The 14162-nt window shown below is 59.3% G+C and carries 11 protein-coding genes; 6 read left to right on the top strand and 5 right to left on the bottom strand.

All coding sequences use genetic code 11. The features are described 5' to 3' along the window. Window positions 1–118 precede the first annotated feature (118 nt). The 3 genes from HU811_RS17140 (at window position 119) to HU811_RS17130 (ending at window position 4497) form a co-directional block, all read left to right on the top strand. Entirely contained in the window at window positions 119–1174 is a 1056-nt protein-coding gene (locus HU811_RS17140; protein ID WP_186657100.1) for a hypothetical protein, read from the top strand. 153 nt (window positions 1175–1327) lie between these two features. Beyond that, on the top strand, window positions 1328–2830 hold the full coding sequence (locus HU811_RS17135; RefSeq protein WP_092398130.1) for an ATPase domain-containing protein: 1503 nt from the start codon (window positions 1328–1330) through the stop codon (window positions 2828–2830). Continuing rightward, window positions 2827–4497, top strand: a complete 1671-nt coding sequence (locus HU811_RS17130) for an ATP-binding protein (protein WP_092398128.1) — start codon at window positions 2827–2829, stop codon at window positions 4495–4497. Before HU811_RS17135 ends, HU811_RS17130 begins: the two co-directional genes overlap by 4 nt. 100 nt (window positions 4498–4597) lie before the next feature. Here the strand turns inward: HU811_RS17130 and HU811_RS17125 are convergent, their stop codons facing one another. From HU811_RS17125 to HU811_RS17105, 5 genes are read right to left on the bottom strand one after another with little or no spacing between them, the layout of a single operon-like run. After that, window positions 4598–4975 carry a response regulator gene (locus HU811_RS17125; RefSeq protein ID WP_186657098.1) on the bottom strand — a complete coding sequence of 126 codons (378 nt, stop codon included), beginning with the start codon at window positions 4973–4975 and terminating at the stop codon, window positions 4598–4600. After that, window positions 4968–6248: a hybrid sensor histidine kinase/response regulator gene (locus tag HU811_RS17120; RefSeq protein ID WP_186657095.1), complete on the bottom strand. Its 1281-nt coding sequence runs from the start codon at window positions 6246–6248 to the stop codon at window positions 4968–4970. Before HU811_RS17120 ends, HU811_RS17125 begins: the two co-directional genes overlap by 8 nt. A gap of 5 nt (window positions 6249–6253) precedes the next feature. Next, a complete protein-coding gene (locus HU811_RS17115; RefSeq protein WP_092453431.1) occupies window positions 6254–6841 on the bottom strand; it encodes a chemotaxis protein CheB in 588 nt (195 codons plus the stop codon). Next, window positions 6838–7653: a CheR family methyltransferase gene (locus HU811_RS17110; RefSeq protein ID WP_186657093.1), complete on the bottom strand. Its 816-nt coding sequence runs from the start codon at window positions 7651–7653 to the stop codon at window positions 6838–6840. The genes HU811_RS17115 and HU811_RS17110 overlap by 4 nt, the downstream gene beginning before the upstream one ends. After that, the gene (locus HU811_RS17105; protein ID WP_092398582.1) at window positions 7653–11135 is read right to left on the bottom strand and encodes a response regulator; all 3483 of its coding nucleotides are present in this window, start codon (window positions 11133–11135) and stop codon (window positions 7653–7655) included. Before HU811_RS17105 ends, HU811_RS17110 begins: the two co-directional genes overlap by 1 nt. A 247-nt stretch (window positions 11136–11382) precedes the next feature. On the opposite strand from HU811_RS17105, the gene HU811_RS17100 reads away from it, so the two are divergent. The 3 genes from HU811_RS17100 (at window position 11383) to HU811_RS17090 (ending at window position 14111) form a co-directional block, all read left to right on the top strand. Further along, window positions 11383–11754 carry a response regulator gene (locus HU811_RS17100; RefSeq protein WP_437179492.1) on the top strand — a complete coding sequence of 124 codons (372 nt, stop codon included), beginning with the start codon at window positions 11383–11385 and terminating at the stop codon, window positions 11752–11754. Between the two features lie 80 nt (window positions 11755–11834). Then, entirely contained in the window at window positions 11835–13148 is a 1314-nt protein-coding gene (locus tag HU811_RS17095) for a glycosyltransferase (protein ID WP_186657090.1), read from the top strand. A 57-nt stretch (window positions 13149–13205) separates the two neighbouring features. Then, window positions 13206–14111 carry an AraC family transcriptional regulator gene (locus tag HU811_RS17090; protein ID WP_092398116.1) on the top strand — a complete coding sequence of 302 codons (906 nt, stop codon included), beginning with the start codon at window positions 13206–13208 and terminating at the stop codon, window positions 14109–14111. The last annotated feature ends 51 nt before the right edge of the window (window positions 14112–14162 follow it).

Genomic DNA, 14162 nt, shown 5'->3' with positions numbered 1-14162 from the left:
CTATCGCGAGCAGGCTCGCTCCCACAGGGTCTGGGGCAAATACTTTCAAGGTTTGACTCAAGCCTGCACCTGACCGAAGCTGGCGGCATTTTACGCTTCCTGGTTATGGACTACCTGCATGCCCTCGCCTCGCCGCTATCTGTTGCTCAGCCTGTCCGTCCTGTTGGTAATCGGTCTAGTCGCAATGTGGCTACGCAACACGACGCCGCCAATCCCCGAGGCAATCAAACGTGGCTACAGTGAAGCCCTTGAGCACGCACGCAATGGGCAGCCAGGCGCGGCGCGGATGCTCTATCAGCAATTGGGTCGCCCGGACCTATCGCCCAAGCGCCGGGTATGGCTGCACGCCGAGCTACCGAACTACCCAAGTCCCCAAGCCCTGAAGCTGGCGGACGCAGACCTGCACAGCGAGTCGCCGGATGTGCGTCGAGCGGCCATTGGCAGCATCAGCGGGCTGGTGCCAACCGGCCAACGCAGCCTGTTGCTGGGGCCGTTGCTCGAAGATCAAGACGCAAGCGTGCGCTTCGCCGCAGTGAACGCGTTGCTGGGCCTATCGCCGGATGAGCTTGGTTTGTACTTCGGGCCTATGCAGCTTGTCATCGGCAAGTGGGAGCAGATGCTTGAAGACGGTCCACAAACCGCCGAGTCCCACTATCAGCTCGCCCGGCTGCATTTGCATAACGCTGAACTGAAAAAGGCTCAGTTGGCGCTAGAACAAGTCCTGCGCCTGCAATCGAACAACCTGCCGGCGCTGGTCATGCAGATCGACGTGTTGGACAAACAGGGCCAGGCCGACGCTGCACGTCAATTGCTCGCCCAACAGTTGAAAACCCAGCCGGAGTCGGCTTATCTGCAACATGCGTTGGGTCTGTGGCTGCTGCACCATGGCCAGGCGGAGTACGCGCTGCTTGGCTTGGCAAAAGCCGTGGAGCTTGAGCCCGAAAACCGACATTACCGTTATGACCTGGCAACCACCCTGTATGCCGAACAGGAGCTGGAAGCAGCGCAGAAACAGTTGCAGGAAATCGTCCAGCGCTACCCGGCTGATCGCAGGGCGCGAGTGTTGCTGATCAACTACTGGAAGGAGTCCGGGCAGTTGCAGAATGTGCAGATCCTGTTGGCGCAACTGGAGCAGCTCAACCCCGATGATCCGGCGCTGCAGCAAGGCCTGTAGGCGTTGCGCCGATGCCAGAAAATTGAGCAGTCCACCTCGTTTTATCAACGAAAGCGGAACCGTGATCACGGCAAAAGGTCAAGTGTTCAGGCAGTTCATTCTCAGGCGTACTCCAGCCTGCTGCCCACTTCCCTAGTCATGAGAGGGCTTTTTTTGTCTACATCTAACGAGTTGATCAGCGCTAAAGCCGCCACCGGTATCGAAGGGCTGGATGACATCCTTTCCGGTGGCTTGTCCCGCGGCCATGTGTTCCTGCTGGAAGGGGAACCCGGGACCGGCAAGACCACGGTCGCGTTGCAATTCCTCTTGGCCGGCGCCCTGGCCGGCGAACGTTCGTTGTACATCACGTTGTCGGAAACCGAGCGTGAACTGCGCCAAGGCGCGGCATCCCACGGCTGGACGATCGACGAGAACGTCCATATCTTCGAGCTGACCCCTCCCGAAAGCCTGCTCAACGCCGAGCACCAGCAAAGCCTGCTGTACTCCTCGGACCTGGAGCTGGGGGAAGCGACCCGGCAGATTTTCGAGGTGGTCGAGCGGGTCAAGCCGACCCGGGTGGTGCTCGACAGCCTGTCGGAGATCCGCCTGCTGGCGCAAAGCTCACTGCGCTATCGCCGGCAGATCCTGGCGATCAAGCATTACTTTGTGCGCTACGACGCCACGGTGCTGCTGCTTGATGACCTGACCACCGAATCCTTGGACAAGACTGTGCACAGCGTCGCGCATGGGGTGATTCGCCTGGAAGAACTGACGCCCAATTATGGCGCCGAGCGGCGACGCATTCGGGTGGTCAAATACCGCGGGCAGAAATACCGTGGTGGTTATCATGACTTCACCATCATGGGCGACGGCATTCATGTCTTCCCGCGTCTGGTGGCCGCCGAACACCGCGGGCAATATCTGCGCGAGCAATTGTCCAGTGGTCTTGATGGCATGGACGCCTTGCTGGGAGGCGGCATCGAGACGGGTTCCAGCACCTTGATCCTGGGCCCGGCCGGCACCGGCAAATCGCTGATTTCGATGATTTTCGCCGCGGCCGCCGTGCAGCGTGGGGAAAAAGCCGCGCTGTTCATCTTCGATGAAGAATTGGGTTTACTGTTCGAGCGCATGAAGAACGTCGGCATCGACCTGGAAGCGCTCAGAGAAACCGGTAACCTGGTGATCGAACAGGTGGACGCCGCCGAACTGTCCCCCGGCGAGTTTTCGCATCGGGTACGCCGTTGTGTCGATGAAGGCAACATCAAGACTGTTGTGATCGACAGCATCAATGGCTACCAGGCCGCCATGCCGGAAGAAAATGCCTTGGTGCTACACGTACATGAGCTGCTGCTCTACCTCAACCGCAGGGGCGCTGCGACCTTCATGACCGTGGCGCAACACGGCCTGGTGGGTGACATGCAGGCGCCAGTGGACATTACCTACCTGGCCGACACGGTGATTCTGTTGCGTTATTTCGAAGCGCTGGGCAAAGTCCGCCGAGCGATCTCCATCATAAAAAAACGCACCGGCAGCCACGAATCCACGATTCGCGAATACCGCATCGGCAGACAGGGCATGACCATTGGCGAACCACTGGAAGCTTTCCAGGGTGTATTGCGTGGGGTGCCGAACTACATGGGAGCGGATAATCCGTTGCTCAAGGATGATCCACAGTGACGTTGACCGAGCCCCTGTCGGAGCGGGCGTTGATTCTCGCGCCACTGGGGCGCGACAGCCAGATTGCCCTGATGATCCTGCGCGAAGCTGGCTTCGGCGGCCTCATCTGTCAGCATCTGGGCCATCTGTGCGAAGAGCTTGAGCACGGCGCCGGCCTGTTGGTGATTTCCTCCGAAGCCCTGGTGGGGCCGGATCTGGAAACGCTGTTGTTACATATCGAAGAACAACCGGCCTGGTCAGACCTGCCGATTGTTTTGTTGACCCACCACGGTGGGCCGGAACAGAACCCTGCGGCGCGTATCGGCACCCAGTTGGGCAACGTCACGTTCCTCGAGCGGCCTTTTCACCCGGTCACGCTGGTGAGCGTGGTCACCACCGCCCTGCGTGGTCGGCGCAGGCAATATGAAGCCCGAGACCGGCTGATCGACCTGAGTAACAGCGAACTGCGCCTGCAAACCACCCTCGAGACCCTTGAGCAACAAGTGGAAGAACGCACGGCCCAGCTGCGCCACAACGAGGAAGCCTTGCGTCAGTCGCAAAAAATGGAAGCGGTCGGGCAACTCACGGGAGGTATCGCCCATGACTTCAACAACATGCTCACCGGGATCATCGGCAGCCTCGAACTGCTGCGCCGGCGCCTGGCCCGAGGCCGCACCGAGGACCTGAATAGCCTGATCGATCTGGGGGTGACATCGGCCAATCGCGCAGCCGGCCTGACGCACCGTTTGCTGGCCTTCTCCCGGCGACAATCGCTGGACTCAAAAGCGGTGCAGATGAACACCCTGGTGCTGTCCATGGGCGAGCTGTTGCAGCGTAGCCTCAACGAGAGCGTCCGGCTGGACATGCAACTGGACGATCAGCTCTGGATCGCCGAGGCCGACCCGAACCAACTGGAAAGCGCCCTGCTCAATCTGGTGCTCAACGCCCGGGACGCAATGCCCGACGGTGGGCAACTGGTGGTCAAGACCTTCAATCAACAGCTGGATGCCGACTTCACCGAGGCTTATACCAACCTGGAACCGGGTGATTACGTGGTATTGAGTGTGCAGGATTCCGGCTGCGGGATGCCTGAAGCGGTCATCAATCGTGCGTTCGACCCTTTTTTCACCACCAAACCGATCGGCCAGGGCACCGGGCTGGGGCTGTCGATGATCTATGGGTTCAGCAAGCAGTCGCGTGGTCACGTGACGATTGACAGCGAAGTCGGCAAAGGCACTACCGTGAACCTCTATCTGCCGCGTTTCGTGGGTGAAGAGGTCAATGAGCCACAGGTCGATACCCAGCACGCCCCTTACGCGCAGGACGGTGAGACCGTGCTGATCGTCGAGGACGACCCGGCGGTGCGGGTGCTGGTCAGCGCCGTGCTGAGCGAGCTGGGTTATGCCTTCGTCGAGGCCGCCGATGCTGACGGCGCCGTGCCGATCCTTCAGTCAAGCCAGCGCATCGACCTGTTGATCAGTGACGTGGGCTTGCCAGGCATGAACGGCAGGCAACTGGCGGAAATCGGCCGGCAGATCCGCCCGGACCTGCGGGTGCTGTTCATCACCGGATATGCTGAGCACGCGGCGGTGCGCGGCGGCTTCCTGGACCCGGGCATGCAGATGATCACCAAACCGTTCACCTTTGACCTGCTGACGGCCAAGGTGCGGGAGATGATCAAGGTGTGAGGCGGCCGAATGTCCACACCTCGTTCGTCCGTGACCGGGGATTTTGTGGCAGCAAAGCCTGCTCCCACGAAATCCCGGCCTGCGCCCTGCTTCTACAGGCCTACGACAACATCGTGCGCATCATGTCCTGCAACACATCCAGGTCGAACGGTTTGCCCAGAATCGGGGCCGTGCGGGTGATGGGACTGTCGGTGTCGCGCACTTCCTGTGCGTAACCACTGATAAAGATGACTTTCAGGTCCGGTCGCAAGCGGACCGCCGGTTCCGCGATCTGCACGCCGGTGATTCCACCGGGCAGGCGGAAGTCGGTGATCATCATGTCCAAGTGGGGCTTGCTGGCGAGGATCTCGAACGCCTGCTCACCGTTTTCGGCCTGCAGCACTCGATAGCCTTCGCCCGACAGGTAGGCCGACAATACCATCAGGATCGACGGGTCATCCTCGACGATCAGTACAACGTCTTGCGCATCTTCACTCATGAGAAGCCTTTGTTCGATCAATAGCTGCTGATACGACCGTAGGGTCACCCAGAGGTTGCGTCTGTTCGACGGTTTTGGCCAGGACCGTTTTCTGCAAAGGCAGGCAGACGCGAAACAACGCCCCTTCATTGAGGCGGCTATTGACCGTAATAGTACCGCCATGGGCGGTCACAATCTGCTCGGAGATGAATAACCCCAAGCCCAGGCCGGATGTGACGGCTTTGGACGACACTCGCTCGAACTGCTGAAAGATGCGCTGCTGGTTTTCCTCGCTGATGCCGATACCGTGATCCTGGACTTCGACGCAAGCATGCTCAGGCGTGCTGAAAACGCGCACTTCAATCGGCCCTTTGCCGCCATAACGCAAGGCGTTGGTCAACAGGTTGGACACTACCTGTTCGATCCGAAACTCATCCCATTGTCCCTCCACCGATGGCTCTATCGTGCAAGTCAATGAGCATTCGGCCGCCGCGATCTGCGGCTGGAAGTTGCGCAGCAGGCTTTCAACCAGGGTCGCCAGGTTGAAGCGGCTTGGCCGGATGGATAATTTGCCAGTACGAATCCGAGATACGTCGAGCATGTCCTCGATCAGCCGGATCAGGCTCTTGATCTGGCGCTCGTCGCGCTCAACCATCGCTCGCACCTTATCCAGGCTGAAGGCTGCGGCGTTGTCTCGGGCCAGGTGCATCTTGCGCAGTTGCGTCTCGAGAATCAGGCCGTTGAGAGGCGTACGGACCTCATGGGCGACGATCGACATGAAGTCATCACGCATACGAACCGCCTGTTCCAGCTCGCCGCGAGTGGCCTGCAACTGCTGCAACAAGGCCTCCTGCTCGCGGCGACTCTCCTGCAATGCAATGACCTGCTCCTTCATCGCCTTTCTCTGGCGATACAGCTCGACGAACACATTGACCTTGCTTTTGACGGCGTGGTTGTCCAGTGGCTTGTGCAGGAAATCCACCGCGCCACTTTCATAGCCGGTGAAGGCATAGTTGCGCTCACGGCCGGCGGCGCTGACAAAGATGATAGGAATGCTGCGGGTCCTCTCCGTGCCGCGCATCAGCTCGGCCAGTTCAAAGCCGTTCATTCCCGGCATCTGTACATCAATGATGGCCAAGGCAAAGTCGTGTTGCAGCAGCAAGGACAGCGCCTCATCGGCCGACAGCGCTTTGAAAACCTGGCGGCCCTCGAGTTTGATCAGCGCTTCCAGGGCCAACAGATTTTCTGGCAGATCATCGACGATCAGCAGTTTGGCTTGAATATCTCTTGGCATGTGGTTCATTCCAGAGCGGCCAATAATTGGCCGATGCCTTGCAAAGTGAGGATATGGTCGGGCTCTTGCAGGGCAAGTGCTGCTTCGGGCATGGTCGAAACCTGGGCTTCGTCAGGGTCCTGGACTACCGTGATTCCACCCCGCTCCCTGACCTTGGCCAGCCCCTGGGCACCGTCGTTGTTGGCGCCGGTCAGCACTACCGCCAACAGGTTCGGGCCGAAGGCGTCGGCGGCGGATTCGAATAGCACATCTATCGACGGCCGCGAATGGTGCACCGGCTCCTCCAGGCTCAACGAAAGACTGCGGTCGGCTTCGACCGACAGGTGATAGCCGGGTGAGGCAACATACAAAGTGCCCGGTTGAATGTTCTGCTTGTCCTGAGCTTCCTGCACCGGTATCGCCAGACGATGGCCGAAGACCTGGGCCATCTGGCTGTCGCGCTCATCGGGCAGATGCAGCACCACCAGAATGGGTACGCCGAAGCCCTTTGGCAGTTGCCCAAAGACTTTGAGCAGCGCTTCGACGCCGCCGGCGGACGCACCGACGACAACAGCTTGGATGGGCGATCTGGATCTGTGCATCGTCTGGTTCATAACTTGCGATAGATCCGTTCCTGTTTGACCAACGGCTCGAATTGCTTGCCGAAAGACGAAAAATCCAGTGTCTCTTTGCTGCCCAGTACCAGGAAACCACGGTGACAGAGGGACTCATGGAACAATCCGAACGCGCGATCTTGCAGCTTTTTGTTGAAATATATCAATACGTTACGACATGAAATTAACTGGGTTTCTGAGAATACGCTATCAGTCGCCAGGCTGTGATCGGCAAAGGTCACGTTCTCGCGCAGGGTTTTGTCGAACATCGCGTAATCGTAGGCGGCAGTGTAGTAATCGGCAAATGATCGCCGCCCTCCCGCGCGCTGATAGTTCTGGGTGTAGGCCCGCACGTTCTCGAGCGAAAAAATGCCTTGCTTAGCTTTTTCCAAGGACCGCGGATTGATGTCGGTGGCGTAAATGAGTGTGCGGTCCAGCAGCCCTTCCTCGCGCAGCAGGATCGCCAGGGAATAGACCTCTTCCCCGGTGCTGCAACCGGCGATCCAGATCTTGATCGAAGGATAGGTCTTGAGCAGCGGCACCACTTCTTCGCGAATCGCCAGGAAATGCGACGGGTCACGAAACATCTCGCTGACAGGGATCGTCAACAGTTGCAGCAGTTGCATGAACATGCCTGGGTCATGCAACACGCGCTCCTGCAGCGCCGAGATGGTCTTGCATTCGAACTGGCTCAGCGCGTGCTGGACCCGGCGCTTGATGGAGGCGCCGGAATAGTCCCGAAAATCGTAGCTGTACTTGAGGTAGATCGCGTCGATCAACAAACGGATTTCAATGTCAGTGTTACGTTCCACTAAATTCTTTCCATATTCGGCAACCACACGCGAATCAGCGAGAACAGACGATCCAGATCGATCGGCTTGGCCAGGTAATCGTTGGAACCAGCCGCCAGGCAGCGCTCCTGATCATCCTTCATGGCCTTGGCCGTCACGGCAATGATGGGCAGCTTGCGCCAGCGCGGGTCCTTGCGGATCAGCGCGGTGGCCTCGAAACCGTCCATCTCCGGCATCATCACATCCATCAGCACCAGGTCGATGTCGTCGACTTCATTCAGACGCTCGATCGCTTCATAGCCGTTACGGCCGATGACGACGATCGCCCCCTTGGCCTCCAGGGCACTGGTCAGGGCGAAAATGTTGCGCACATCATCGTCCACCAGCAGCACTTTACGGCCCTCGAAAACCTTGTCGCGGCTGCGGGCGGTCCTGAGCATCCGCTGCCGTTCATGGGACAACCGGGATTCGACTTTGTGCAGAAAAAGTGTCACTTCGTCGAGTAACCGCTCCGGCGAACGGGCGCCCTTGATGATGATCGAGCGTGAATACTTGCGCAGTTCGGCTTCTTCGTCGCGGGTCAGGTTGCGTCCGGTGTAGACGATCACCGGCGGGAATGAGCAGATATCTTCGGTGGACATGCGCTTGAGCAGGTCATTGCCCAGCATGTCAGGCAGCTTCAGGTCGATGATCATGCAGTCATAGACGTTGCTTCGCAGCAGGTCCAGGGCTTGCTGCGCCAGGCCGACAGCGGTGATCTCGATGTCATCGTCACCGATCAGCCGGGTGATGCTGTCACGTTGCAAATCATCGTCCTCCACCAGCAGCACCCGCTTGACCTTCTGGGTCAGCTTGGCTTCCAGGCGGGCGAATACCTCCTTGAGTTCTTCGCGAGAGGTCGGTTTGACCGCATAGCCGACGGCGCCCATGTGCATCGCGGCTTCTACGCGATCCTCGACGGAAATCACATGTACCGGGATGTGCCGGGTTCCAGGTTGCTCCTTGAGCCGCTGCAACACCGTCAGCCCGGAGTGATCCGGCAGGCGCATATCCAGCAGGATTGCATCGGGGATCAACTGCGAGGCCAGGTCGAAGCCTTCATCGGCACCTTGGGCCACCAGACACTGGTAACCGAGCTCGTGGGCCAGGTCGAACAGGATCCGGGCAAAGCTGGGCTCGTCTTCGATCACCAGAATGCACCGGGTGTTGAACGGTGCCTTGTCGCGGTCATCGGCGAAGGGGGCGATGGGCACATCGACTTGGGCGATCAGCGGTGCGCTGACAGGTTCAGGGGGCGCGGGGGGCGCCATCGTGTTGGCTGCAGTGAACATCCCCGGTTCTACCAGCGGCTCCCCCGACTCGACGTAGCGTTCTGGCAATACCAGCGTAAACACACTGCCCTGCCCCGGTTCGCTGGAGACAGAAATCGAGCCGCCAAGCAGGCTGGCCAGGTCACGGGAAATCGACAGGCCCAAACCGGTCCCGCCGTACCGGCGATTCGTAGTGCCATCGGCCTGGCGGAAGGCTTCAAAGATGCTTTGTTGTTGATCGGCGGCGATGCCGATGCCTGAGTCACGCACCATGAACGCGATGCCCGCCCCGGCCTGACCGGCCACCGTCAGGCATACCGTGCCTTTCTCGGTGAACTTGATGGCATTGGACAGCAGGTTCTTGAGTACCTGTTCCAGGCGCTGACGGTCGGTATACAGCATGGCCGGAGCGTCGGGCAGCAGTTGCACCTCGAAGCTCAGGCCTTTTTCGCTCGCCAGGGGCATGAACATGTCACGCAAGCCTTCCACCAGGCGCGTCACGCCGGTGTTCTCCGGACGCACTTCCAGCTTCCCGGCCTCGACTTTGGAAATATCGAGAATGTCATTGATCAGGTTCAGCAGGTCGTTACCGGCGGAATAGATCGACTCGGCAAATTTCACTTGTTCTTCGTTGAGGTTCTGCTGCGGATTCTCCGCCAGCAGCTTGGACAGGATCAGTGAGCTGTTGAGCGGTGTACGCAGTTCATGGGACATGTTCGCCAGGAACTCGGACTTGTATTTGCTCGAACGCTGCAACTCTTCGGCGCGCTCCTGCAACTGGATCTGCACCAGGTTCAGTTCGCTGTTCTTCTGGTCCATGGCATCGCGTTGTTCAGCCAGTTGCTCGTTGGTCTGTTCCAGTTCCTGTTGCTGGGCTTCCAGGTGCGCCTGGGATTCCTTGAGGATGCGCGACTGTTCTTCCAGCTCCTCGTTGGCGGTCCGCAGTTCTTCCTGCTGAACTTGCAGCTCTTCGTTCAACTGTTGGGTTTCGGCAAGGACTTCCTGCAAACGCTGCCGGTAACGGGCCGCTTCGATGGAGGTGCCGATATTGCCGGCCACCAGTTCCAGCAGTTCGATATCGCGATCGGTCACAGGTCGCAGAAAGCCTAGTTCGATAACGCCGTTGATCCGGTCATCGTCGCTGGTGGGCATGACCAGCACGCTGTTGGGCAAACCCTGGCCCAGCCCCGAACTGACTTGCAGGTAGTCGTCGGGCACGTCATCCAGGCGGATGAGACGCGCTTGTTGAACCGCCTGGCCGGCGATGCCTTCGCCGACAACGATCACCTGTTGTTGTTCTTCGTTCTCTCGGGACATGCCGTAGGTGGCGACGCGCCTGAGCAGGCCGCTTTCTTCCCGCGCATAAAGTGCAGCCACGACAGCGCCCATGTATTGGGCACAGAACTGCAGGATGTTGCGACCCAGCAGGTTCAACGTCAGTTGCCCCAGGACCTGCTCGGCCAGCAGCGTCTGGCCATTGCGCAGCCAGGCCTGTTTTTCCAGATGCAACGCGCTCTGCTGCTGGATCTTCAGGCTGGCGCTGTAGTTGTTGGACAGCCCCAACAGATCCCGGCGCCCGACATAGGCCAGCAAGCCGCTGACGGCGGCCACGAACAACAGATACAGAGCGATGCTCCAGAGGGTAGTGGCGCGCACCTGGTCGTTGCGTTCGGCACGCAGCTGCTGCTCGGATTCAACGATATCCTCATAGGTCTTGCGTATTTCATCGGTCAAGCGCTTGCCGCGCCCGGCCTTGACCGCGCCGCGGTAATCGCCGCTGTTGCGCTGCATGTCAATCATGCTCTGGGCGTAATTGGCCCACTCCACCTGGAGCGCTTGTACTTTGCGCAGCCGGTCAACCTGGACGGGGTTGTCGGCTGTCAATTCCAGCAATGTCTCCAGGGCGACAGCGATACGCGGCTTGGCCACTTCGTAGGGGTCGAGGAAGTGCTCGTCGCCCGTCAGGAGGTAACCGCGCATGCCGGTTTCCAGATCCACACTCAGCTTGAGCGCTTCGTTGGCATTATTGATCACACGATCGGTATGCCCGACCCATTGGATGACCGACAGCAGATAGGTGATCAGCACGACGAAAAACACAGCGCTGAGGGCGCCGATACCCAGGGGCAGACTGATATTGCGGCTCAGGAGCTTGCGAAAACTTTGCTCGTCAACCGAAGACGAAGGAGTCATGGAATAAGCCTTGGTGGACAGTTGAAAACCGTGGAGTTTGCCGAATAATACCGGTTGGATCCACATTCTGACGGGGCAAAGGCGCAAACTCCACGAAAAGCCTGAGGAAGCGACGATCCTTGTCAGCTCTTGTACTATAGATCCTTTCTTGTACAACCCTGGGAACTTGTGCCCCCTTGTTACTTACTCATGCATAAGGCCGTTTTTTTGGCGCACTCCCCAACCCAATACCCCGAGAATGTCTACCATGCACAACCCCGCTCCTGATACTCAGCCGACCATTCTGGTAGTCGAAGACGACGACATCGTTCGTATGTTGATTGTCGACGTGCTGGAAGAGCTGGAATACCAGGTACTGGAAGCGGACGGCTGCGAACAGGCCCTGGCGTATCTGCACAATGATGCGCAGCCCATCGCTCTGATGATGACCGATGTCGGCCTACCGGTGATGGACGGTCGCGAGCTGGCCAAGCAGGCCCGATCGGCGCGGCCTCAGTTGCCCATTCTGTTTGCCAGCGGTTACGCCGAAAGCATTGATGTGCCCGAAGGCATGGCGGTGATTGGCAAGCCTTTTTCCATTGATCAGTTGCGCGATAAGGTCAACGGCATTCTTTCTTGAGCCTGACGCAATTGTTGGTCACTATCGGCGCCCCGCGCTGATAGCGCCCACGTCGATTCGTTCCAAGGAAGCACCCGCTCATGCGTCAACCCACCGCCACCAAGGTCCTGGTTATCGGCTATGTCTGGCCCGAGCCGCGCTCATCGGCTGCCAGCGGGCACGTCATGCAGATTCTGGATGCCTTCATCGGACAAGGCTGGGACATTACCTTCAGCAGTCCCGCAGGCCCTGGTGAGAACCGTGCCGACCTGATCGCGCTGGGCATCGACGAAGTGCCGATCGAGCTCAACAACAGCAGCTTCGACGCATTCATCGCTGAACTGGCTCCGGATATCGTGTTGTTCGACCAGTTCATGATGGAAGAACAGTTCGGCTGGCGGGTCGAGAAACACTGCCCCGGGGCCCTTCGTGTGCTGGAGACGTCCGATTTGCAAAGCCTGCGCCACGCCCGGCATCAGCGGCTCAAGGATCGTTTGAAGAAGGATGACGTTTCCCAGGATTTCCGCGATCTGTTTGCGCAGGACCTGCGTCAAGCGTTCGAGTCGATGGCCGGCACCGACCTGGCCAAGCGTGAAATCGCCGCCCTGCACCGGTGCGACCTCAGCCTGATGGTGTCCGAAGTCGAGATCGAGCTGCTGGTAGAGCACTTCAAACTGCCCCGCAATCTTTTGCATTGGTGCCCACTGATGCTGGACCTGCCGAGCGAAGCACGCGTGCCGTTCGAAGATCGGGCGCATTTCCTGAGCATCGGCAACTTCCGTCACGCGCCGAACTGGGACGCCGTGCTCTGGATGAAAAACGCCATTTGGCCATTGATCCGCCAACAGCTGCCCGACGCGCAACTGCACCTGTATGGCGCCTACACCCCGCCCAAGGCTGCGGCGCTGCACAACCCGGCTCAAGGGTTTCACATCATGAACTGGGCCGAAGACGCGCTACAGGTCATGTCGGCGGCACGTGTCTGTCTGGCGCCGTTGCGTTTCGGTGCCGGCATCAAGGGCAAACTGATCGATGCCATGCTGTGCGGCACGCCCAATGTCACCACACCCATCGGCGCAGAGGCCATGCACGGTGAAATGCCCTGGCCTGGATCGATTGCCCGAAGCGCCGAAGATATCGCCCGCGCCGCTGTGCAGTTGTACAGCGAACAGAGCCTATGGACCCGCGCCCGGGATAACGGCCTGGCGCTGCTGGCGGACCGTTACCGCCGACAGGTCCACGCCAAGGCGTTGATTGACTGCCTCCAAGCCTGTCGCGCCGACCTTGAGCAACGGCGCCGGGATAACTTCACCGGCAGCATGTTGCGTCACCATCAGCACAAGAGCACTCAATACATGTCCCAGTGGATTGAGGAGAAGAACCGCAACAGCCAGGCAGCTAACGCTCCGGGGTAGCCCCCGTGCGGCGAAGGGGGCATTATCCAGCGGCAATAACAACAAAAGCGCCAGGCCATGACCCGAACAGCAAGAGTCACCGACCCTTCCTACGAGTTGATGGACGACCATAACGGGTTGTCCATCATCTATCGCCAGCACGGCTTCCCGTGCCCGCTGGTGCGCTGGCATTTCCATAAGGAATACGAGTTGCACCTGATTGTCGCCAGCTCCGGCAAGGTGTTCATCGGTGACTACATCGGCAACTTTTACCCGCAATCGCTGTTTCTCACCGGCCCCAACCTGCCCCACAACTGGATCAGCCAGGTGGCCGAGGACGAAGTGGTGCCCAAGCGTGACATGCTGGTGAACTTTACCGACGAGCTGTTCGAGAGCGGTCATCAGGTGTTTGCCGAGCTCAAGACCGTCACCCCGCTGTTGGAGCGCGCCCAGTACGGCATCGAATTTCGCTGCAAGCGCACCATCCGCCAGGCCATGATCCTGATGCAGCGCATCGCCGATTCCCAAGGCATGAGCCGCCTGGGGCATTTTTTCATCCTGATGGAGCTGCTGGCCGCAACCGATGACTATCAATTGCTTTCCGGAGCCACCGCCTCGCAACCGGCGGACGAGCACAGCATCGACCGTACCAACCGCGCGGTGGATTACATCTTTGCCCATTACGCTCGTGAATTGTCCCTGGAAGAAGTGGCCGACCATCTGGGCATGAAACCGACGTACTTCAGCCGCGTCTTCAAACAGGCCACCGGCCGCTGTTTCATCGAGTTCGTCAATCGCCTGCGCATCAGCAAGTCCTGCGAGTTGTTGGCCGACGGCGACAAACCGGTGACGGACGTGTGTTTTGAGTCGGGTTTCAACAATATTTCCAACTTCAACCGGCGCTTCCAGCAGCTCAAGGGCATGACCCCTTCCCATTACCGGCGGCTGGCGGTGCAGCGGTTGACCGAACAGAACCAGGGCTGACATTTTTTCGCCCCCGACAGGGTCCCCCGTGGCGAGGGAGCTTGCTCCCGC

Source organism: Pseudomonas tehranensis (genome assembly GCF_014268615.1).
GTDB lineage: Bacteria > Pseudomonadota > Gammaproteobacteria > Pseudomonadales > Pseudomonadaceae > Aquipseudomonas > Aquipseudomonas tehranensis.
The sequence above is the reverse complement of the archived record's forward strand: the minus strand, read 5'-3'. Positions and strand labels throughout refer to the sequence as shown.

Excerpts from the sequence above, each read along its gene's own strand:
- HU811_RS17140 (WP_186657100.1), top strand. The coding sequence starts at position 119 with ATGCCCTCGCCTCGCCGCTATCTGTTGCTCAGCCTGTCCGTCCTGTTG.
- HU811_RS17125 (WP_186657098.1), bottom strand. The coding sequence starts at position 4,975 with ATGAGTGAAGATGCGCAAGACGTTGTACTGATCGTCGAGGATGACCCG.
- HU811_RS17120 (WP_186657095.1), bottom strand. The coding sequence starts at position 6,248 with ATGCCAAGAGATATTCAAGCCAAACTGCTGATCGTCGATGATCTGCCA.
- HU811_RS17115 (WP_092453431.1), bottom strand. The coding sequence starts at position 6,841 with ATGAACCAGACGATGCACAGATCCAGATCGCCCATCCAAGCTGTTGTC.
- HU811_RS17105 (WP_092398582.1), bottom strand. The coding sequence starts at position 11,135 with ATGACTCCTTCGTCTTCGGTTGACGAGCAAAGTTTTCGCAAGCTCCTG.
- HU811_RS17100 (WP_437179492.1), top strand. The coding sequence starts at position 11,383 with ATGCACAACCCCGCTCCTGATACTCAGCCGACCATTCTGGTAGTCGAA.
- HU811_RS17095 (WP_186657090.1), top strand. The coding sequence starts at position 11,835 with ATGCGTCAACCCACCGCCACCAAGGTCCTGGTTATCGGCTATGTCTGG.
- HU811_RS17090 (WP_092398116.1), top strand. The coding sequence starts at position 13,206 with ATGACCCGAACAGCAAGAGTCACCGACCCTTCCTACGAGTTGATGGAC.